The sequence below is a fragment of the Gammaproteobacteria bacterium genome, assembly GCA_036381015.1.
Taxonomy (GTDB): Bacteria; Pseudomonadota; Gammaproteobacteria; order Steroidobacterales; family Rariloculaceae; genus ZC4RG20.
Map to the genome: position 1 here is coordinate 204,144 of DASVDR010000008.1, position 15,227 is coordinate 219,370.

General features: G+C 70.0%; 13 protein-coding genes. 9 read left to right on the forward strand and 4 right to left on the reverse strand.

Going from position 1 to position 15,227, the window contains the following annotated elements; all coding sequences use genetic code 11:
- Nucleotides 1–13: 13 nt before the first annotated feature.
- Nucleotides 14–2,233, reverse strand: a complete 2,220-nt coding sequence (gene dsbD / locus VF329_02800) for a protein-disulfide reductase DsbD (GenBank protein ID HEX7079927.1) — start codon at nucleotides 2,231–2,233, stop codon at nucleotides 14–16.
- A complete protein-coding gene (cutA, locus tag VF329_02805; protein ID HEX7079928.1) occupies nucleotides 2,234–2,566 on the reverse strand; it encodes a divalent-cation tolerance protein CutA in 333 nt (110 codons plus the stop codon).
- Between the two features lie 235 nt (nucleotides 2,567–2,801).
- On the opposite strand from cutA, the gene groES reads away from it, so the two are divergent.
- From groES to VF329_02850, 9 genes are all read left to right on the forward strand, one after another.
- Nucleotides 2,802–3,092: a co-chaperone GroES gene (gene groES, locus VF329_02810; GenBank protein HEX7079929.1), complete on the forward strand. Its 291-nt coding sequence runs from the start codon at nucleotides 2,802–2,804 to the stop codon at nucleotides 3,090–3,092.
- Between the two features lie 59 nt (nucleotides 3,093–3,151).
- On the forward strand, nucleotides 3,152–4,783 hold the full coding sequence (gene groL / locus VF329_02815; protein ID HEX7079930.1) for a chaperonin GroEL: 1,632 nt from the start codon (nucleotides 3,152–3,154) through the stop codon (nucleotides 4,781–4,783).
- A gap of 198 nt (nucleotides 4,784–4,981) precedes the next feature.
- Nucleotides 4,982–5,875 (forward strand): hypothetical protein, encoded by an 894-nt coding sequence (locus tag VF329_02820; protein ID HEX7079931.1) that lies wholly within the window; start codon nucleotides 4,982–4,984, stop codon nucleotides 5,873–5,875.
- Nucleotides 5,876–5,971: 96 nt separating this feature from the next.
- Nucleotides 5,972–8,782: a bifunctional [glutamate--ammonia ligase]-adenylyl-L-tyrosine phosphorylase/[glutamate--ammonia-ligase] adenylyltransferase gene (gene glnE / locus VF329_02825; GenBank protein HEX7079932.1), complete on the forward strand. Its 2,811-nt coding sequence runs from the start codon at nucleotides 5,972–5,974 to the stop codon at nucleotides 8,780–8,782.
- A gap of 119 nt (nucleotides 8,783–8,901) precedes the next feature.
- A complete protein-coding gene (locus VF329_02830) occupies nucleotides 8,902–9,081 on the forward strand; it encodes a zinc-finger domain-containing protein (GenBank protein HEX7079933.1) in 180 nt (59 codons plus the stop codon).
- Nucleotides 9,082–9,110: 29 nt separating this feature from the next.
- Nucleotides 9,111–10,178, forward strand: coding sequence for a glycosyltransferase (locus VF329_02835; protein HEX7079934.1), 1,068 nt, complete (start codon nucleotides 9,111–9,113; stop codon nucleotides 10,176–10,178).
- Nucleotides 10,175–11,122, forward strand: coding sequence for an ADP-glyceromanno-heptose 6-epimerase (gene rfaD, locus VF329_02840; GenBank protein HEX7079935.1), 948 nt, complete (start codon nucleotides 10,175–10,177; stop codon nucleotides 11,120–11,122). The genes VF329_02835 and rfaD overlap by 4 nt, the downstream gene beginning before the upstream one ends.
- On the forward strand, nucleotides 11,119–12,324 hold the full coding sequence (waaF, locus tag VF329_02845; protein ID HEX7079936.1) for a lipopolysaccharide heptosyltransferase II: 1,206 nt from the start codon (nucleotides 11,119–11,121) through the stop codon (nucleotides 12,322–12,324). Before rfaD ends, waaF begins: the two co-directional genes overlap by 4 nt.
- The gene (locus VF329_02850) at nucleotides 12,321–13,034 is read left to right on the forward strand and encodes a 3-deoxy-D-manno-octulosonic acid kinase (protein ID HEX7079937.1); all 714 of its coding nucleotides are present in this window, start codon (nucleotides 12,321–12,323) and stop codon (nucleotides 13,032–13,034) included. The genes waaF and VF329_02850 overlap by 4 nt, the downstream gene beginning before the upstream one ends.
- Nucleotides 13,035–13,120: 86 nt before the next feature.
- Here VF329_02850 and VF329_02855 read toward each other — a convergent pair whose 3' ends face one another.
- Both VF329_02855 and VF329_02860 read right to left on the reverse strand, forming a co-directional pair.
- Complete coding sequence (locus VF329_02855) at nucleotides 13,121–14,122, reverse strand: lipid A biosynthesis lauroyl acyltransferase (GenBank protein HEX7079938.1); 1,002 nt, start codon at nucleotides 14,120–14,122, stop codon at nucleotides 13,121–13,123.
- Nucleotides 14,123–14,177: 55 nt separating this feature from the next.
- Complete coding sequence (locus VF329_02860; protein ID HEX7079939.1) at nucleotides 14,178–15,122, reverse strand: lipid A biosynthesis acyltransferase; 945 nt, start codon at nucleotides 15,120–15,122, stop codon at nucleotides 14,178–14,180.
- Between the last annotated feature and the right edge of the window lie 105 nt (nucleotides 15,123–15,227).

The window sequence follows — 15,227 nt, forward strand, 5'->3', positions numbered from 1 at the left end:
GTTGGGACGCGCGTCAAAGGGCCGCGACGCGCTCGACGTGCGCGGCGAAGTCGTCCGCGGGCACGAAGCCGACGAGCTTGTACCGCTCCTGCGGCCGTCCCGAGTCGTCGAAGAACGCGATCGTCGGCGGGCCGAAGCTGCCGAAGTACTCGAGCAGCGCCTTGTCGTCGGCGTCGTTCGCCGTGACGTCGGCGCGCAGGAGCGTGAACGGCTCGAGCGCCGCGACGACGGCCGGATCCGGGAAGGTGTACTTCTCCATCTCCTTGCACGACACGCACCAGTCGGCCGTGAAGTCGACCATGACGGGCCGCCCGGCTTCCCGCGCGGCGGCGAGCGCGGATTCGAGCGCCGCAACGGACTCGACCGGGCGGAACTCGAGTGCCGGCGCCGCGGGCGCCGCGCTGCGGGCGAGCAGGCCGCCGCGCGGGATCGGCCGCAGCGGATCCTCGCCGCCGAGCGTCGCGCCGATCAGCATCAGTGCGCCGTAGAGGCACGCGAGAACGCCGAGCCCCTTCGCGAGCCGCCGGATGGGCGAGGGCTCGGGCGGCAACGGCTCGAACGCGCCGAGGAACACGCCGGTCAGGAACACGAGCAGCGCCCAGAGCACGAGGACGACGGTCCCGGGCAGCACGCGCTCCATCATCCACAGCGCGAGGCCGAGCAGCATGACGCCGAAGGCCGCCTTCACCGTGTTCATCCACGGCCCGGCCTTCGGCAGCAGCTTGCCGGCCGACGCGCCGACGACGAGCAGCGGCGCGCCCATGCCGAGGCTCAGCGCGAACAGCGCGCCGGCGCCGCGCGCGACGTCGCCGCTTTGGCCGATCACGGCCAGCGCCGCGAACAGCGGCGGCGCGACGCACGTGGTGACGATCAGCGCCGACAGCGCGCCCATGATGCCGGTGCCGACGAACGTGCCGGCCTTCTGCCGATTCGCGAGGCTCGCGAGCCGCGTCTGCACGGCCGCCGGCATCTGAAGATTGAACACGCCGAACATCGAGAGCGCGAGAAGCACGAAGAACCCGGCGAACAGCGAGATGATCCACGGCTTCTGGAAGATCGCCTGGGCCTGCTCGCCCGCGAGCGCGGCCAGCGCTCCCGCGACGGTGTAGGTCACCGCCATGCCCAGCACGTACGTGAGCGACAGCGCGAAGCCGCGCCCGGCCGACGTCTGCCCGCCCTGGCCGACGATGATGCCGGACAGGATCGGGACCATCGGCAGCACGCACGGCGTGAACGCGAGCAGCAGGCCGAACCCGAAGAACGCCCCGCCGACCGCGAGCCATGATCCGCCGAGGATCAGCGCCGCGAGCCGGTCCTGCTCGGAGACCGGTGCGGCGCTCGACCCCGGTGGTTCATCCGATACGGCGAACTCGCTCGTCGCCGGCAGGATCAGCGACATCGTCTGCTCGGTGGGCGGGTAGCAGATGCTGTTCTCGCGGCAGCCCTGGAAGCGGGCGCGGACCTCGACCGGGATCTCGTTCGGACCGGCCCGGGCGAACGGCACGGTCGCCTCGACGTAGTCGTAGAAAACGCGGACGTCGCCGAAATTCTCGTCGGAATGCGCGACGCCTTCGGGCAGCTCCGGCTCGCCGAGCTCGATGTCGCCCACGGCCGAGATCTCGAACTTGTCCCGATAAAGGTAGTAACCCGGGGCGATCTGCCAGCCGACGACGAGCTCGTTCGGTCCGTCGAAGCGCGCATTCATCACGAACGCCTGATCGACGGGCAGGAGCGCGTCCGGCTCGGGGGAGAAGAGACTCGACAGGGCGCCGCCGAGGCCTTCGCCGGGGAGCTCGACGTCGCGCGACCAGTGCTGCGGCGGGTAGCACAGGCCGATGTCCGCGCAGCCCTGGAGGCCCATCTCGAGGACGAACTCATCGACGTCCGCGGTCAGCGTATACGGAATCGAGATCTCGAACGCTCCGCGGTAGATCTCCTGCTCGCCGAAGAACTCGTCCGAGTGAATCTCGCCTTCTGGAAACTCGGGAGCGCCGAGGGACACGCCCGGCGTCGACGTTTCGAAGCTGAATTTCGCCCGGTAGAGGTAGTAGCCGTCGAGGATGTCGAACCGAACGCGCAGGCGGCCGCCTTCGGCCTCGGCGGTGTACGGGTAAGCGCGCTCGGGCCGGAGGACGTCCTGCGCGACGGCCGGCGCGAAGCGCGGCGGCGCGACGAGGGCCGCGAAGGCGGCCAGGGCTGCTGCCGCGGCGAGAAGTGTGCGAAGGCGTCGCATCTATTCGGAATCCCGTTGCACGGACGCGGCGATCCAGTCGAGATATTCGCCGAGGCCGCCCGCCACTCGGACCGCGAGGACCTCGGGGAGTTCATAGGTCGACGTCTCGCGGATCGCCTCCTCGAGGGCCGCGTACCGGTCGCTCGTCGTCTTGATCAGCAGCAGGCTCTCGGTTTCGCGCGCGACCTTCCCCTGCCAGCGGTATGTCGATACGATGCCATTCACGGCGTTGACGCAGGCCGCGAGCCGCCGCTCGACGAGCGCGGAGGCGATGCGCTCGGCATCCGCGGGGCCGCCGCAGGTCGTCAATACCAGCATTGACTCGGATCGCAAGCTCGTTCCTCGAGTGTGCCGAACCGGCAGACCGCCCGTAACGCCGGCGGCGCCGGAGCGTCTCGACGGACCGGCACAGGATAGCCGCGGGCCGCACGCGCTGTCATGACGCGCGTCGGCACTCTTGAAATCCGCGCGGCCCGTCCTATGATTAGCACTCCATGCGGCCGAGTGCTAACGACCGATCCGGCCGATCAATTTTCGTTCCATACCAAAGGCTTAGAGGGAGAACTCCATGAAGCTGCGTCCTTTACACGATCGTGTCGTCATCAAGAGGACCGAAGAAGAGCGCACGTCGCCCGGCGGGATCGTGATCCCGGACACGGCCGCGGAAAAGCCGATTCGGGGCGAAGTGATCGCTGTCGGGCAGGGCAAGATTTTGGAGAACGGCGAGGTTCGCAAGCTCGAGCTGAAGAAGGGCGACAAGGTGCTCTTCGGCAAGTATTCGGGCACCGAGGTCAAGGTCGAGGGCGAAGAGTTGCTGGTCATGCGCGAGGACGACGTCATGGCCGTCATCGAAGGCTGAGCCGCCCGCGATTCGGCACACGATCGAAACACAAATCACCAAAGCACGGAGACTGATTCATGGCGACTCCTAAGGAAGTCAGATTTTCCGACGAAGCGCGGCAGCGGATGCTGCGCGGCGTGAACGTGCTGGCCAACGCCGTCAAGGTCACGCTCGGCCCGAAGGGCCGCAACGTCGTGCTCGAGAAGAGCTTCGGCGCCCCCACCGTCACGAAGGACGGCGTGTCCGTCGCGAAGGAGGTCGAGCTCGAGGACAAGTTCGAGAACATGGGCGTGCAGATGGTCAAGGAAGTGGCCTCGCAGACGTCCGATGCGGCCGGCGACGGCACCACGACCGCAACGGTGCTCGCCCAAGCCATCCTGCGCGAGGGCCTGAAGCAGGTCGCGGCCGGCTTCAACCCGATGGATCTCAAGCGCGGCATCGACAAGGGCACGGCCGCCCTCGTCGAGGAGCTGAAGAAGCTCTCGAAGCCGTGCGAGGACGACAAGTCGATCGCGCAGGTCGGCACGATCTCGGCGAACGCCGACGAGGAGATCGGCAAGATCATCGCCGAGGCGATGGGCAAGGTCGGCAAGGAAGGCGTGATCACGGTCGAGGAAGGCTCGGGGTTGGAGAACGAGCTCGAGGTCGTCGAGGGCATGCAGTTCGACCGCGGCTATCTCTCGCCTTACTTCATCAACAATCAGCAGAGCCAGTCGGCCGAGCTCGAGAACCCTTACATCCTGATCCACGACAAGAAGATCTCGAACATTCGCGATCTGCTGCCGTTGCTCGAGGCCATTGCGAAGTCCGGCCGGCCGCTCCTCGTCATCGCCGAGGACGTCGAGGGCGAGGCGCTCGCCACGCTGGTCGTGAACAACATCCGTGGCATCGTGAAGGTCGCGGCGGTGAAGGCCCCCGGCTTCGGCGATCGGCGTAAGGCCATGCTCCAGGACATCGCGATCCTGACCGGCGGCCAGGTGATCTCCGAGGAGGTCGGTCTGGCGCTCGAGAAGGCGGGCCTCGAGGATCTCGGCGAAGCGAAGAAGGTGCAGGTCTCGAAGGAGAACACGACCATCATCGACGGCGCCGGGCGCACGGAGGACATCAAGGCGCGGGTCGACCAGATCAACAAGGAGATCGAGGAGTCGACGTCCGACTACGACCGCGAGAAGCTCCAGGAGCGTGTCGCGAAGCTCGCGGGCGGCGTTGCGGTGATCCGCGTCGGTGCGGCCACCGAGGTCGAGATGAAGGAGAAGAAGGCCCGCGTCGAGGACGCCCTGCATGCGACGCGTGCGGCCGTCGAGGAAGGCGTCGTGCCCGGCGGCGGCGTGGCGCTGGTCCGCGCGGTCAAGGGCATCGAGAAGCTCACGGGCGCGAACGACGACCAGAACGTCGGCCTCAACATCCTGCGCCGCGCGGCCGAGGAGCCGCTCCGTCAGATCGTCGCGAACGCCGGGGCCGATCCCGCCGTCGTGCTGAACGCGGTCGTGGCCGGCAAGGGCAACTACGGCTTCAACGCGGCCACGGGCGAGTACGGCGACATGGTCGAGTTCGGCATCATCGACCCGACGAAGGTCACGCGGCTCGCGCTCCAGAACGCCGCGTCCGTCGCCGGTCTGTTGCTGACCACCGAGGCGATGATCGCCGAGCAGCCGAAGGAGGAGAAGGAGGGCGCCGGCATGCCGCACGACATGGGCGGCATGATGTAAGCGTCTCTCGAGTCTCTTCGATCCACGGAAAGCCCCGCCTCGCGCGGGGCTTTTCCGTCTCCGAGCCCGTGTGCTGCCGCTGATGCCCGCGACCGCTTGCGGCGGCTTCTCCGGGGAGCGGGCCCGCGCGCGATGTGCACCGGAACGAGGTGCAGTACCATTCCGATCGTTCGCAAGGGCCACTCGGGAGACATCCGCATGCGCGCCGTGAAGGTCGCTCTCGCCGTTTCGCTGCTCGCGTCGATCTCGTCGATCTTCACCGGCGCCGCTGCCGAGGACGGCGACGCGTGCGACCGTGCCTGCCTCGTCGACGCGATGTCGCGCTATCTGCGCTCGCTCGTCGAGCACGACCCGTCGATCGCGCCGCTCGCCGACGACGCGCGCTTCACGGAAGACGCGGGGGAGATGCCGATCGGCGAAGGCTTCTGGAAAACGGCATCGAAGCTCCGGCCGTATCGCGTCGACTTCGTCGACGTTCCCGCCGGCACCGTGGCCGTGCACGCGGTCATGGAGGAGCAGGGCGAGCCGGTGCTCTTCGCGGCCCGGCTGCGCGTCGTCGACCGCGCGATCACCGAGATCGAGACGATGGTCGTGCGCAACGCCGAGGAGGGCGTGCTCTTCGCGCCCGACGCGCTGGCAGAGCCCTCGGCCGCGATGACGACGTTTCCGCCCGAGTCGGAGCGCATGTCCCGCGACGAGATCCTCGAGATCGCGTTGCGCTATCCGGCGGGCCTGCGCGCCGGAAGCTTCGTCACCGCCGACGTCCCGTTCGCGCCGGGCGCCTATCGGCTCGAGAACGGCGTCAGGATGGCCGGCCCCGGATGCACGTTCAGGCCGCCGAGCTGCGAGAACCTCCGGACGCAGCAGATCCCGACCCTGCCCGACGTCGAGGAGCGCGTCGTCGCGGTGGACGAGGAGAACGGCACCGTGCTGCTGCGGCTCGATTTCGGACGGGGATCGCTTCCGGGGCCGAGCAATGCCGGGCAGTCACTGGTCACGTTCGAGGCGTTCAAGGTTTACGGCGGGCAAATTCATGCGGTAGAAGCCGTGTTCGAGGCCATGCCGCTCGGCGGCTCGTCCGGATGGGAGTGAGCCCGGCATGCGCGCGCCGAGGCCCTCGCGCGGCGGGCGCCGGCGGGCGCAAAGGGCGCCGCCGCGCGCCGCGGTCCCCACAGCGCTTCGACAGCCGTGACCTCGCTGGACCTGCCGCCGCTCCTCTCCGCACGCTACCGCCGCGCAGCCGAGCGCGTCGCGGGGCTGCCCGCCGCGCTTCGCGATGACGCGGCCCGGGTCGGCGTCGTCAGCGACTTCGTGCTCGGCGTTCTCGAGCGCCAGCCCGACGCGCTCGCCGAGCGGCTTGCCGACCCGGCCGATCTCGACGCCGGCACGCTCGCCGCGCGCCTGAGCCTCGAGGGCCTGAGCGAAGCCGAGGCCATGGCGCGCCTGCGGCGCGTGCGCAGCGTGGAAGCGGCGCGCCTGGCTTGGCGCGATCTCACGGGCGCGAGCAGCGTCGAGCAAAGCCTCGCGGATCTCTCGACGCTCGCGGACGCGCTGATCCGCAGCGCCCTCGCGAACGCCGCCGAGCGCCTCGCGCCGCGGCTCGGCGTGCCGGTCGACGAGACGGGCGAGGCCGCGCCGCTGCTCGTCGTCGCTATGGGCAAGCTCGGCGGCCGCGAGCTCAACTTCTCGTCCGACGTCGACCTCGTGTTCCTTCGGCCCGACGACGCCGTGCTCGAAGGCGGGGGGGACGTCGAGGGCTACTACCGGCGGCTCGCGCAGCACCTGATCCGCCTCCTCGACCAGCCCACGGACGACGGCTACGTGCTGCGCGTCGACACGCGGTTGCGCCCGTTCGGTCAGAGCGGCCCGCTGGTCGTCGGCGTCTCGGCGTTCGAGTCCTACCTCGTGCAACACGCGCGCGATTGGGAGCGCTATGCCTATGTGAAGGCGCGACTCGTCACGGGCGAGCGTTACGCCCCGGTGCTCTTCGACGAGATCCTGACGCCGTACGTGTACCGCCGATACCTCGACTACGGCGTCTTCGATGCGTTGCGGCACATGAAGCGCCTGATCAGCCAGGACGTGACGCGCAAGGATCTGGCCGACGACATCAAGCTCGGCCCGGGAGGTATTCGCGAGATCGAGTTCGTGGTGCAGGCGTTTCAGCTCGTGCGCGGCGGCCGCGATCCGCTGCTGCGCACGCCGTCGCTGCTCGAGGCGCTGCCGCGGCTGGCGGACGAGCGGGGCATCGGCCACGAGGGCGTCGAGCAGCTCGCGCGCGCGTACGCGTTTCTCCGGACGGTCGAGAACCGCCTGCAGGCGATGGACGACCGGCAGACCCATGCGCTGCCGGCGGACGGCGAGACGCGCGCGCGCCTCGCCTACGCGCTCGGGGAGGCCGATTGGGCGCACTTCGCGGCAGGGCTCGATCGTCACCGCCGTGCGGTCGAGGCCGTGTTCGACCGCGTCGCGTGGGACGGCCGCGGCGACCGCGCGGCGGGCGCGGACGCCGCGTTCGAAACCGCGATCGAGGCGTGGGACGCGCGCGACTACGCGGCGCTCGTCGCCGGTACCCCGCTCGCCGGCCGCGAGGAGACCGAGCGGCAGCTCGCGGCGCTGCGCGAGGGGAGCCTCTATCGGCGGATGGACGAGCAGAGCCGGCGCCGCCTCGCGGCGGCGGTCGTCCGAACGATCCCGCTCGCGGCTCGCGCGGCGAATCCCGACGCGGCGCTCGCCCGCGTCTTCTCGGTCTACCGGGCGATCTGCCGCCGCAGCGCCTACCTCGCGCTGCTGAACGAGAACCCGCCCGCGCTCGAGCGCCTCGTCACGCTGGCCGCGCAGAGCGCGCTGTTCGCGCGGCAGATCGCGGAGCATCCGCTGTTGCTCGACGAGCTGCTCGACGCGCGGATCTTCGACACGCCGCCGAGCCGCCCGGAGCTCGCGAAGATGCTCGAGCAGCGCCTCGCCCGCGCCGGCGACGACGTGGAAGCGCGGCTCGAGGCGATGCGGCAGTTCCAGCGCACGGCCGTGTTCCGCGTCGCGATCGCCGACCGCCTCGGGCATCTGCCGCTGATGAAGGTCAGCGATCGCTTGACGGACATCGCCGAGCTCGTGCTCGAGCTCGCGCTCGATATGGCCTGGCGCGAGCTCACGGCGAAGCACGGCCGGCCGATGTACGGCGAGCCGCCGAACCTGCGCGAGGCGGGCTTCGCCGTCATCGGCTACGGAAAGCTCGGCGGTCTCGAGCTCGGCTATGCGTCCGACCTCGACCTCGTGTTCCTGCACGACTCGTCGGGCTCGCACCAGGAGACGAGCGGCGATCGGCCCCTCGACAACACGCGCTTCTTTTCGCGGCTCGTCCAGCGGCTGATTCACTTCCTGACGATTCAGACGAGCTCCGGGCGCCTCTACGAGGTCGACACGAGGCTGCGGCCGAGCGGACGCGCGGGCTTGATGGTCGCGAGCCTCGAGAGCTTCCGGCGCTACCAGCGAACCGAGGCCTGGGTCTGGGAGCATCAGGCGCTGCTTCGCAGCCGGTCGCTCGCGGGCTCGCGATCGATTCGCGACGCCTTCGAGCGCGAGCGCCGCGAGATCCTCGTCGGCCACGTGAACCGCGCGCGGCTGAAGGAGGAGATCGCCGGCATGCGTGCGCGGATGCGCGCCGAGCTTTCGCAAAGCCGCGACGGCGAGTTCGATCTGAAGCAGGATCCGGGCGGCCTGACGGACGTCGAGTTCCTCGTCGACTACCTGGTGCTGCGGCACGCGCCGGAGTTTCCGGCGCTGGTCGAGTACCCCGACAACGTGCGTCAAATCGAGGCGCTCGAGGCGGCCGGGCTCGTCCCGGCCGAGCGCGCCGAGAGGCTCACGAGCGCCTACCTCGCGCTTCGCCGCCGCCTGCACGAGCTCGCGCTCGACGAGCGCGGCCGCGTCGTCTCCGCTGAGGAGCTCGCGGACGTGCGGGCCTTCGTGACGGCCTGCTGGGAGGAAGTTTTCGGCTGAGCGGGGCTGCGCGATGCGGGGAGGGCGGGGCTCCCGGCCGCGCGTCTGTATAATCCGCAGCTCCCGAAGGCCAGGAGAACCGAGCGGTGCGCGAGCGTCACGGCAGAGTGGACGAGAATCTGCAGCCCCCGAACGCGGAGCGGGTGTACACGGTCACGCCCGACGACCTTCCGCTCCATTGCCCTCTGCCCGAGATGTATCTCTGGAACTCGCATCCGAAGGTGTATCTGCCGATCGAGGCGACGGGCGAGGCGAAGTGTCCTTATTGCAGCGCGAGCTACCGGCTCGTCGCGGATTGATCGACGGAACGTCGAAGCCGTAGGGGCGCATGGAGCGCATCCTGTGCCACATCAACCTGGCGCACACCTTCCGGGGCGGTGAGCGGCAAACGGAGCTGCTGATCCGCGGCCTTGCCGAGCACCTTCCGCGCCAGCGCGCGATCGTCCGGGAGGGCCGCCCTCTGGCCGCCCGGCTCGCCGACGTCCCCGGCGTCAGCGTGCGGGGCGTCCGCGGGCGGCTTTCGGCCGCCCGCGCGGCCGCCGGAGCGGTGCTCGTGCACGCGCACGAGACCGGAGGCGCGCAGGCCGCGCTCGTGCGCCACTGGCTGTCCGGCACGCCGTACGTGATCACGCGCCGCGTCGACAACGTGCCGAAACGCGACCGCTTCACGCGCGCGATGTACCGCCGCGCGGCCGGCGTCGCGGCGCTTTCCGACGCCGTGATCGCGAGCCTCGCGGGCTACGACCCGGCGATTCGGGTGTGCAAGATCCCGAGCGCCGCGAGCCCGATCTCGAGCGATCCCGACTGGGTGCGTGCGTATCGCGAGCGGTTCCCGGGCATGTTTCTCGTCGGCCACATCGCCGCGCTCGACATCGCTCACAAGGGGCAGCTCACGCTGGTTGCGGCTGCGGCGGCGCTCGAGCGCACGCATCCGCGGATCCACTTCGTCGTCGTCGGCTCCGGCCGCGACGAGCGCCGCATCATCGAGGCCGCATCCGGGCTGTCGAACATGACGTTCACCGGCTGGGCGGAGAACGTCGGCGACTACCTCGCCGCGTTCGACGTGTTCGCGCTGCCGTCGAAGCGCGAGGGTTTGGGCTCGATTCTGATCGATGCGATGCAGTTCGGTTTGCCGATCGTCGCGACGGCCGTCGGCGGCATTCCGGATCTGATCGTCGACGGTGTGAACGGCCTGCTCGTTCCGGAGGACGACGCCGAGGCGCTCGCCGCCGCGATCGCTCGCTTGTGCTCGGACCGGGCGTTGCGCGATGCTATGGCGCGCGCCAATCCGGAGCGCGCCCGCGAATACCAGCCGGAGATCATGACGCGGCGATACCTCGAGCTGTACCGCGATCTGATCCCCGATCTCGTGCCCGAGCACGGAGCTGCGGCGTGATCGTCGTCACGGGCGGGGCAGGCTTCATCGGCAGCAATCTCGTCGGCGGGCTGAACGCGCGCGGCGAGACGGAGATCGTCGTCGTCGACGACCTCACCGACGGGCGCAAGTTCGCGAACCTCGTCGGCCGCGAGATCGCGGATTACTGGGACAAGGACGCGCTCTTCGATCGGCTGCGCCGTCCGGGTGCCCCGAAACCGCGCGCCGTGTTTCACCAGGGCGCGTGCGCCGTGACGACCGAATGGAACGGCCGCCTCATGATGGACGCGAACTACCGCTACTCCGTCGAGGTCCTCGACTACTGCCTCGCCGAGCGCGTGCCGCTGATCTACGCCTCGTCCGCCGCGGTGTACGGGACGAGCCGGACGTTCGCCGAGAACGACGCCGTGGCCGAGCGCCCGCTGAACGTCTACGGGTGGTCGAAGCTCGTATTCGACCGCCACGTCCGGCGGCGGCTGGCCACGGCCTCGTCGCAGGTCGCCGGCCTGCGGTATTTCAACGTGTACGGACCCGGAGAGGCGCACAAGGGACGCATGGCGAGCATCGTCTATCACCTCCACCATGAGGTCATGGAGGACGGCCGCGCGCGACTCTTCGGTGCATACGACGGCTACGCGGCCGGCGAGCAGCGGCGCGACTTCGTGCACGTCGACGACGTCGTCGCCGTCAACCTTTGGCTCCTCGACCATCCGGAAGTCTCCGGCGTCTTCAATGTCGGGACGGGTCGTGCCGCCACGTTCAACGAGGTCGCGCGGGCCGTGATCGCCTGGCACGGGGAAGGCGAAATCGAATACGTGCCGTTCCCGGAGGAGCTGAAGAGCCGCTACCAGAGCTTCACGGAAGCGGACCTCGCCGCGCTGCGGCGCGCCGGGTACGCCGGGGAATTCCGAGGCGTCGATGCCGGCGTGCCCGCCTATCTGGACGTCCTCGGCCGCCGTCCGTGACCGGCCTTTCGAAGATCCTCGTGGTCGGCCCGTCCTGGGTCGGCGACATGGTGATGGCGCAATCGCTGTATAAGCTGCTGCGCCGCCGGCACGACGGCGCGGAGATCCACGTCGTCGCCCCGCGCTGGTCCCTGCCGATCCTCGAGCGCATGCCCGAGGTCGCGCGCGCGGTGGAGCTTTCCGCCGGCCACGGCGAGCTCGCGCTCGGTGCGCGCTTTCGCCTCGGGCGGAGGCTGCGCCGCGAAGGCTACGGCCGGGCGATCGTGCTGCCGCGATCGCTGAAGTCGGCGCTCGTGCCATTCTTCGCGTCCGTTCCGGTGCGCACGGGCTTTCGCGGCGAGGCCCGCTACGGCCTGATCAACGACGTCCGGCCGTTCGATCCCGAGCGCCTCGATCAGACCGTCAAGCGCTTCGTCGCGCTCGGCCTCGAGCCCGGCGAGGCCTTGCCGGCGGAGATCGAGCCGCCGGCGCTCGAAGCGCGCAAGGAGTCTTTCAGCGCGCTCGCCGCGCGGCTCGGGTTGTCCGGCGAACGCGACGGCGTCGCGATGATGCCGGGCGCGGAATACGGTCCCGCGAAGCAGTGGCCGGTCGAGCGCTATGCCGACGTGGCGGCCCGTCTCGCGGCGGCGGGGCTCGAGATTTGGGTGCTCGGGTCCGCGAAGGAGCGGCCCATAGGGGAGCGCATCGCGTCCGCGGCGCCCGCGAGCGTGCGCAATCTCTGCGGCGCGACGACCCTCGACGAGGCGGTGGACGTGCTCGCGGCCGCGCCGGTCGCGGTGACGAACGACTCCGGTCTGATGCACGTCGCGGCGGCCGTCGGCACGCACGTCGTCGCGATCTTCGGGTCTTCGAGCCCGGACTTCACGCCGCCGCTGACCGCGGCGAGAACGATCGTCCGCCTCGGCCTCGACTGCAGCCCGTGCTTCGAGCGCCGCTGCCCGCTCAAGCATCTGCGGTGCCTGCGGGACATTTCGGCCGACGCGGTTTTCGACGCGGCCGTCGCGGCGTTGGGCGGCCGAGGACGAACCGGCCCGGCCGGCGAGAGCGCGCCTTTCGGCCGGACGGTCGGCCCGCTGCGCGGCGAACGGCCTGCCGGCGGCGGCATGATCCCGGGCGGCGGCACGACTGCCGGCGGCGGAACGACCGCGGGCGGCGAACCGGCTGCCGGCCGCGGAGCGCGAGCGGGGGACCGTCGGGCGTGATCGACGGGCGCACGGTCGAGAGCGCGGGCGAGGCGATCCTGCGCGACGCGGGCTTGAGCGAGCCCGACGCAAGGCGCCTCTTCGACGAGGCCTACTGGCAGCGCGAGGGCCGCCGCCTGGACGAGCGGACCGGGCGGGGATCGGTCCTCGTGCTCGATCGAGGCGACGAGAAATGGGTGCTGCGCCACTACCGCCGCGGCGGGATCGTCGCCCGCTTCATCGACGACCATTACCTCTGGACGGGGCTCGAGCGGACGCGATCGTTCCGCGAGTGGCGCCTGCTCGCCCGGCTGCACGCGGCCGGATTGCCCGCGCCGCGCCCCGTCGCGGCGCGCGTTCGTCGCGAAGGCTTGATCTACCGCGCCGACATCATCACGGCATACCTGCCGGACACGAGGCCGTTGTCGGCGCTGCTGCACGACGGCACGCCCGTCGCCGAGCGCTGGCGCAGCATCGGGCGCATGCTGCGGGCGTTCCACGACCGCGGCGTCGACCATCCCGACCTGACGGCGCACAACATCCTTCTCGGTGCCGACGGGCGCGTGTTTCTCGTGGACTTCGACAACGCGCGGCTGCGCGAACCGGGCGGCTGGCGCGATGCGGGGCTCGCCCGCCTCGAGCGCTCGCTGCGCAAGGTCGCGCTCGAGACCGGCACGCGCTTCGACGCCGAAGGCTGGCGCCTGCTCGAGGAAGGCTACCGGACGCCCTGAGCGCCCGAAAAAGGTGTCAGACACCATTTCCGCCCAAAAACGTGTCAGACACGATTTTTGCGAAAAAGGTGTCTGACACGATTTTTCTAAGCGTAGAGATCCGGCAGCGGCGCGGGACGGTTCTTGAACTTCTTGTAGAGCCACAGGTACTGCTCCGGCGCGACGCGAATGTGGCTCTCGAGGACGGCGAGCCACTCGAGCGTGTCTCGGACCGGGTCGCCGCTCGGAACGCCGGGGAGCGGCGGCATGATCGTCACGAGGTAGCCGGCGTCGTCGGGCAGCCGGCGGAACAGATAAGGCAGCACGACGGCGCCCGCGATCTGCGCGATCTTCGGCGTCGCGATGTTCGTCATCGCCGGCTCGCCGAAGAACGGCAGCAGCTCGCTCTGATTGCCGAGATAGGTCTGGTCCGGCATGTATGCGACGGTGCGTCCGGCCTTCAGCGCTTTCACCAGCGCGCGCACGTTGTCGCGCGGAATCTGCTCGGCCGCGAACCGGCTCCGTCCGCGGCGCACGAGCGCGTCCATCAACGCGTTGCGCTGAGTGCGGTACATCGCGCTGACGCCGGGCCACACGTCCTCGAGGATCGCGAACCCGACCTCGAGCGGCGTGAAATGCGCGCTCAGCAGAATGATGCCGCGGCCCGCCGCGCGCGCCTGCTCGAGGTGCTCCCGACCTTCGACCCGCACGAGGGCGCGCAGCCGCTCGATCGGCGTGAACCACCCGATCCCCATCTCCACGAAGGACATTCCGACGGCCGCGAAATGACGATCGAGGAGCCGGGCCCGCTCGCGGTCGGTGAGCTCCGGGAAGCAGGCGGCGAGATTCGCGCGCGCTATCCGAGCGCGGCTCCTCATCAGAAGCCGCAGCAGCCGCCCGAAGCCGAAGCCGGCGGCGAGCTGCCAGCGGTAAGGCAGCGTCGCGGCGGCGCGCATCGCGAAAAGCAGCAGCCAAGTCGGCCAGTACCGGGGCCCGGCGAGCCCGCGAAGCGAGACGGCCGGCCGCTCGGCCCGCGGCCGAGCAGCGCCGTCGCCGCCCGGTGTCCTGGGGCCGTCTTCGGTTCGCGCGGTCGCGCTCCGACGGCTCATCGGCGTGCCTCCGCGGGCTCGCTCGAAACCTTCATGCCGGCCCCGCCCGAAATCGTCACGCCGGCCGCTCGAGCGGCGCATAGACATCCGGGTACGGTTCCGGACGCCCCTTGAACCGCTGGTGGATCCACCAGTACTGCTCCGGGCATCGGCGGATGTAATCCTCGAGCAGCCGGGTCAGCCGTGCGACGTCCTCGGCCGGATCGTCGCTCGGGAAGCCCGGAAGCGGCGGGCCGATGTCGACGACGTAAGCGGAATCGCCCGGCAGCCGCCGGTAGAAATACGTCAGCACGGTCGCGCCGCTGCGCTTTGCGATTCGGCAGATCGCCGTGTTCGTCATCGCCGGCTCGTTGAAGAACGGGATCAGCGCGCTGCCTTTGCGGCCGTAGCTCTGGTCCGACGCGTACCAGACCACGGAGTTGCGCGCGAGGTTGCGCATCATCGCGCGCACGTTGTCCTTCGCAAAAATCTCGTCGACGTTCCGTCCGCGGCCCCGGTTCATGAGCCGATTCATCGCCGGATTGCGCTGCGGCTTGTACATCCCGGTTATCCTCGGGCAGAGCGGCCGCAGCGCGGGGAAGGCGAACTCGAGCGGCGTGAAGTGCGCGGAGAAGAGGATGACGCCCTTGCCCTTCGCGAGCGCGGCATGCAAGTGCTCGACGCCTTCGAAGCGCACCCGCCTGGCGATCTCCTCGGGCGGGCCGAACCAGCCCATCGCCGTCTCGGCCAGCGAGGCGCCGAGCGACTCGAAATGGCGCCTCACCAGCTCCTCCCGCTCGGCCGGGGACAGCTCCGGAAGGCAGATCTCGATGTTTCGCAGCGCGATACGACGCCGCCTGCGGAGCAGCCGCCAGGCTGCCCGGCCGAGCACGCGGCCGATCGCGAGCTGCCGCTCGAACGGCAGCCGCACCAGGACCTTGAGGCCCGCATGGAGGAGCCAGACGGCGGCGAGCCGCGGCGCGGCGAGCGGCATGCTCCAGAACGGGCGGTAGGAGGACATGGACGGCAGCGTGATCGGAAGCGACGCGAATTCTAGCGGGTCACGTCTTGAATTTCCCGCAAAGAACCGCATTCTGCGCGATGAGCCCGGACGTTGCCCGGGCGC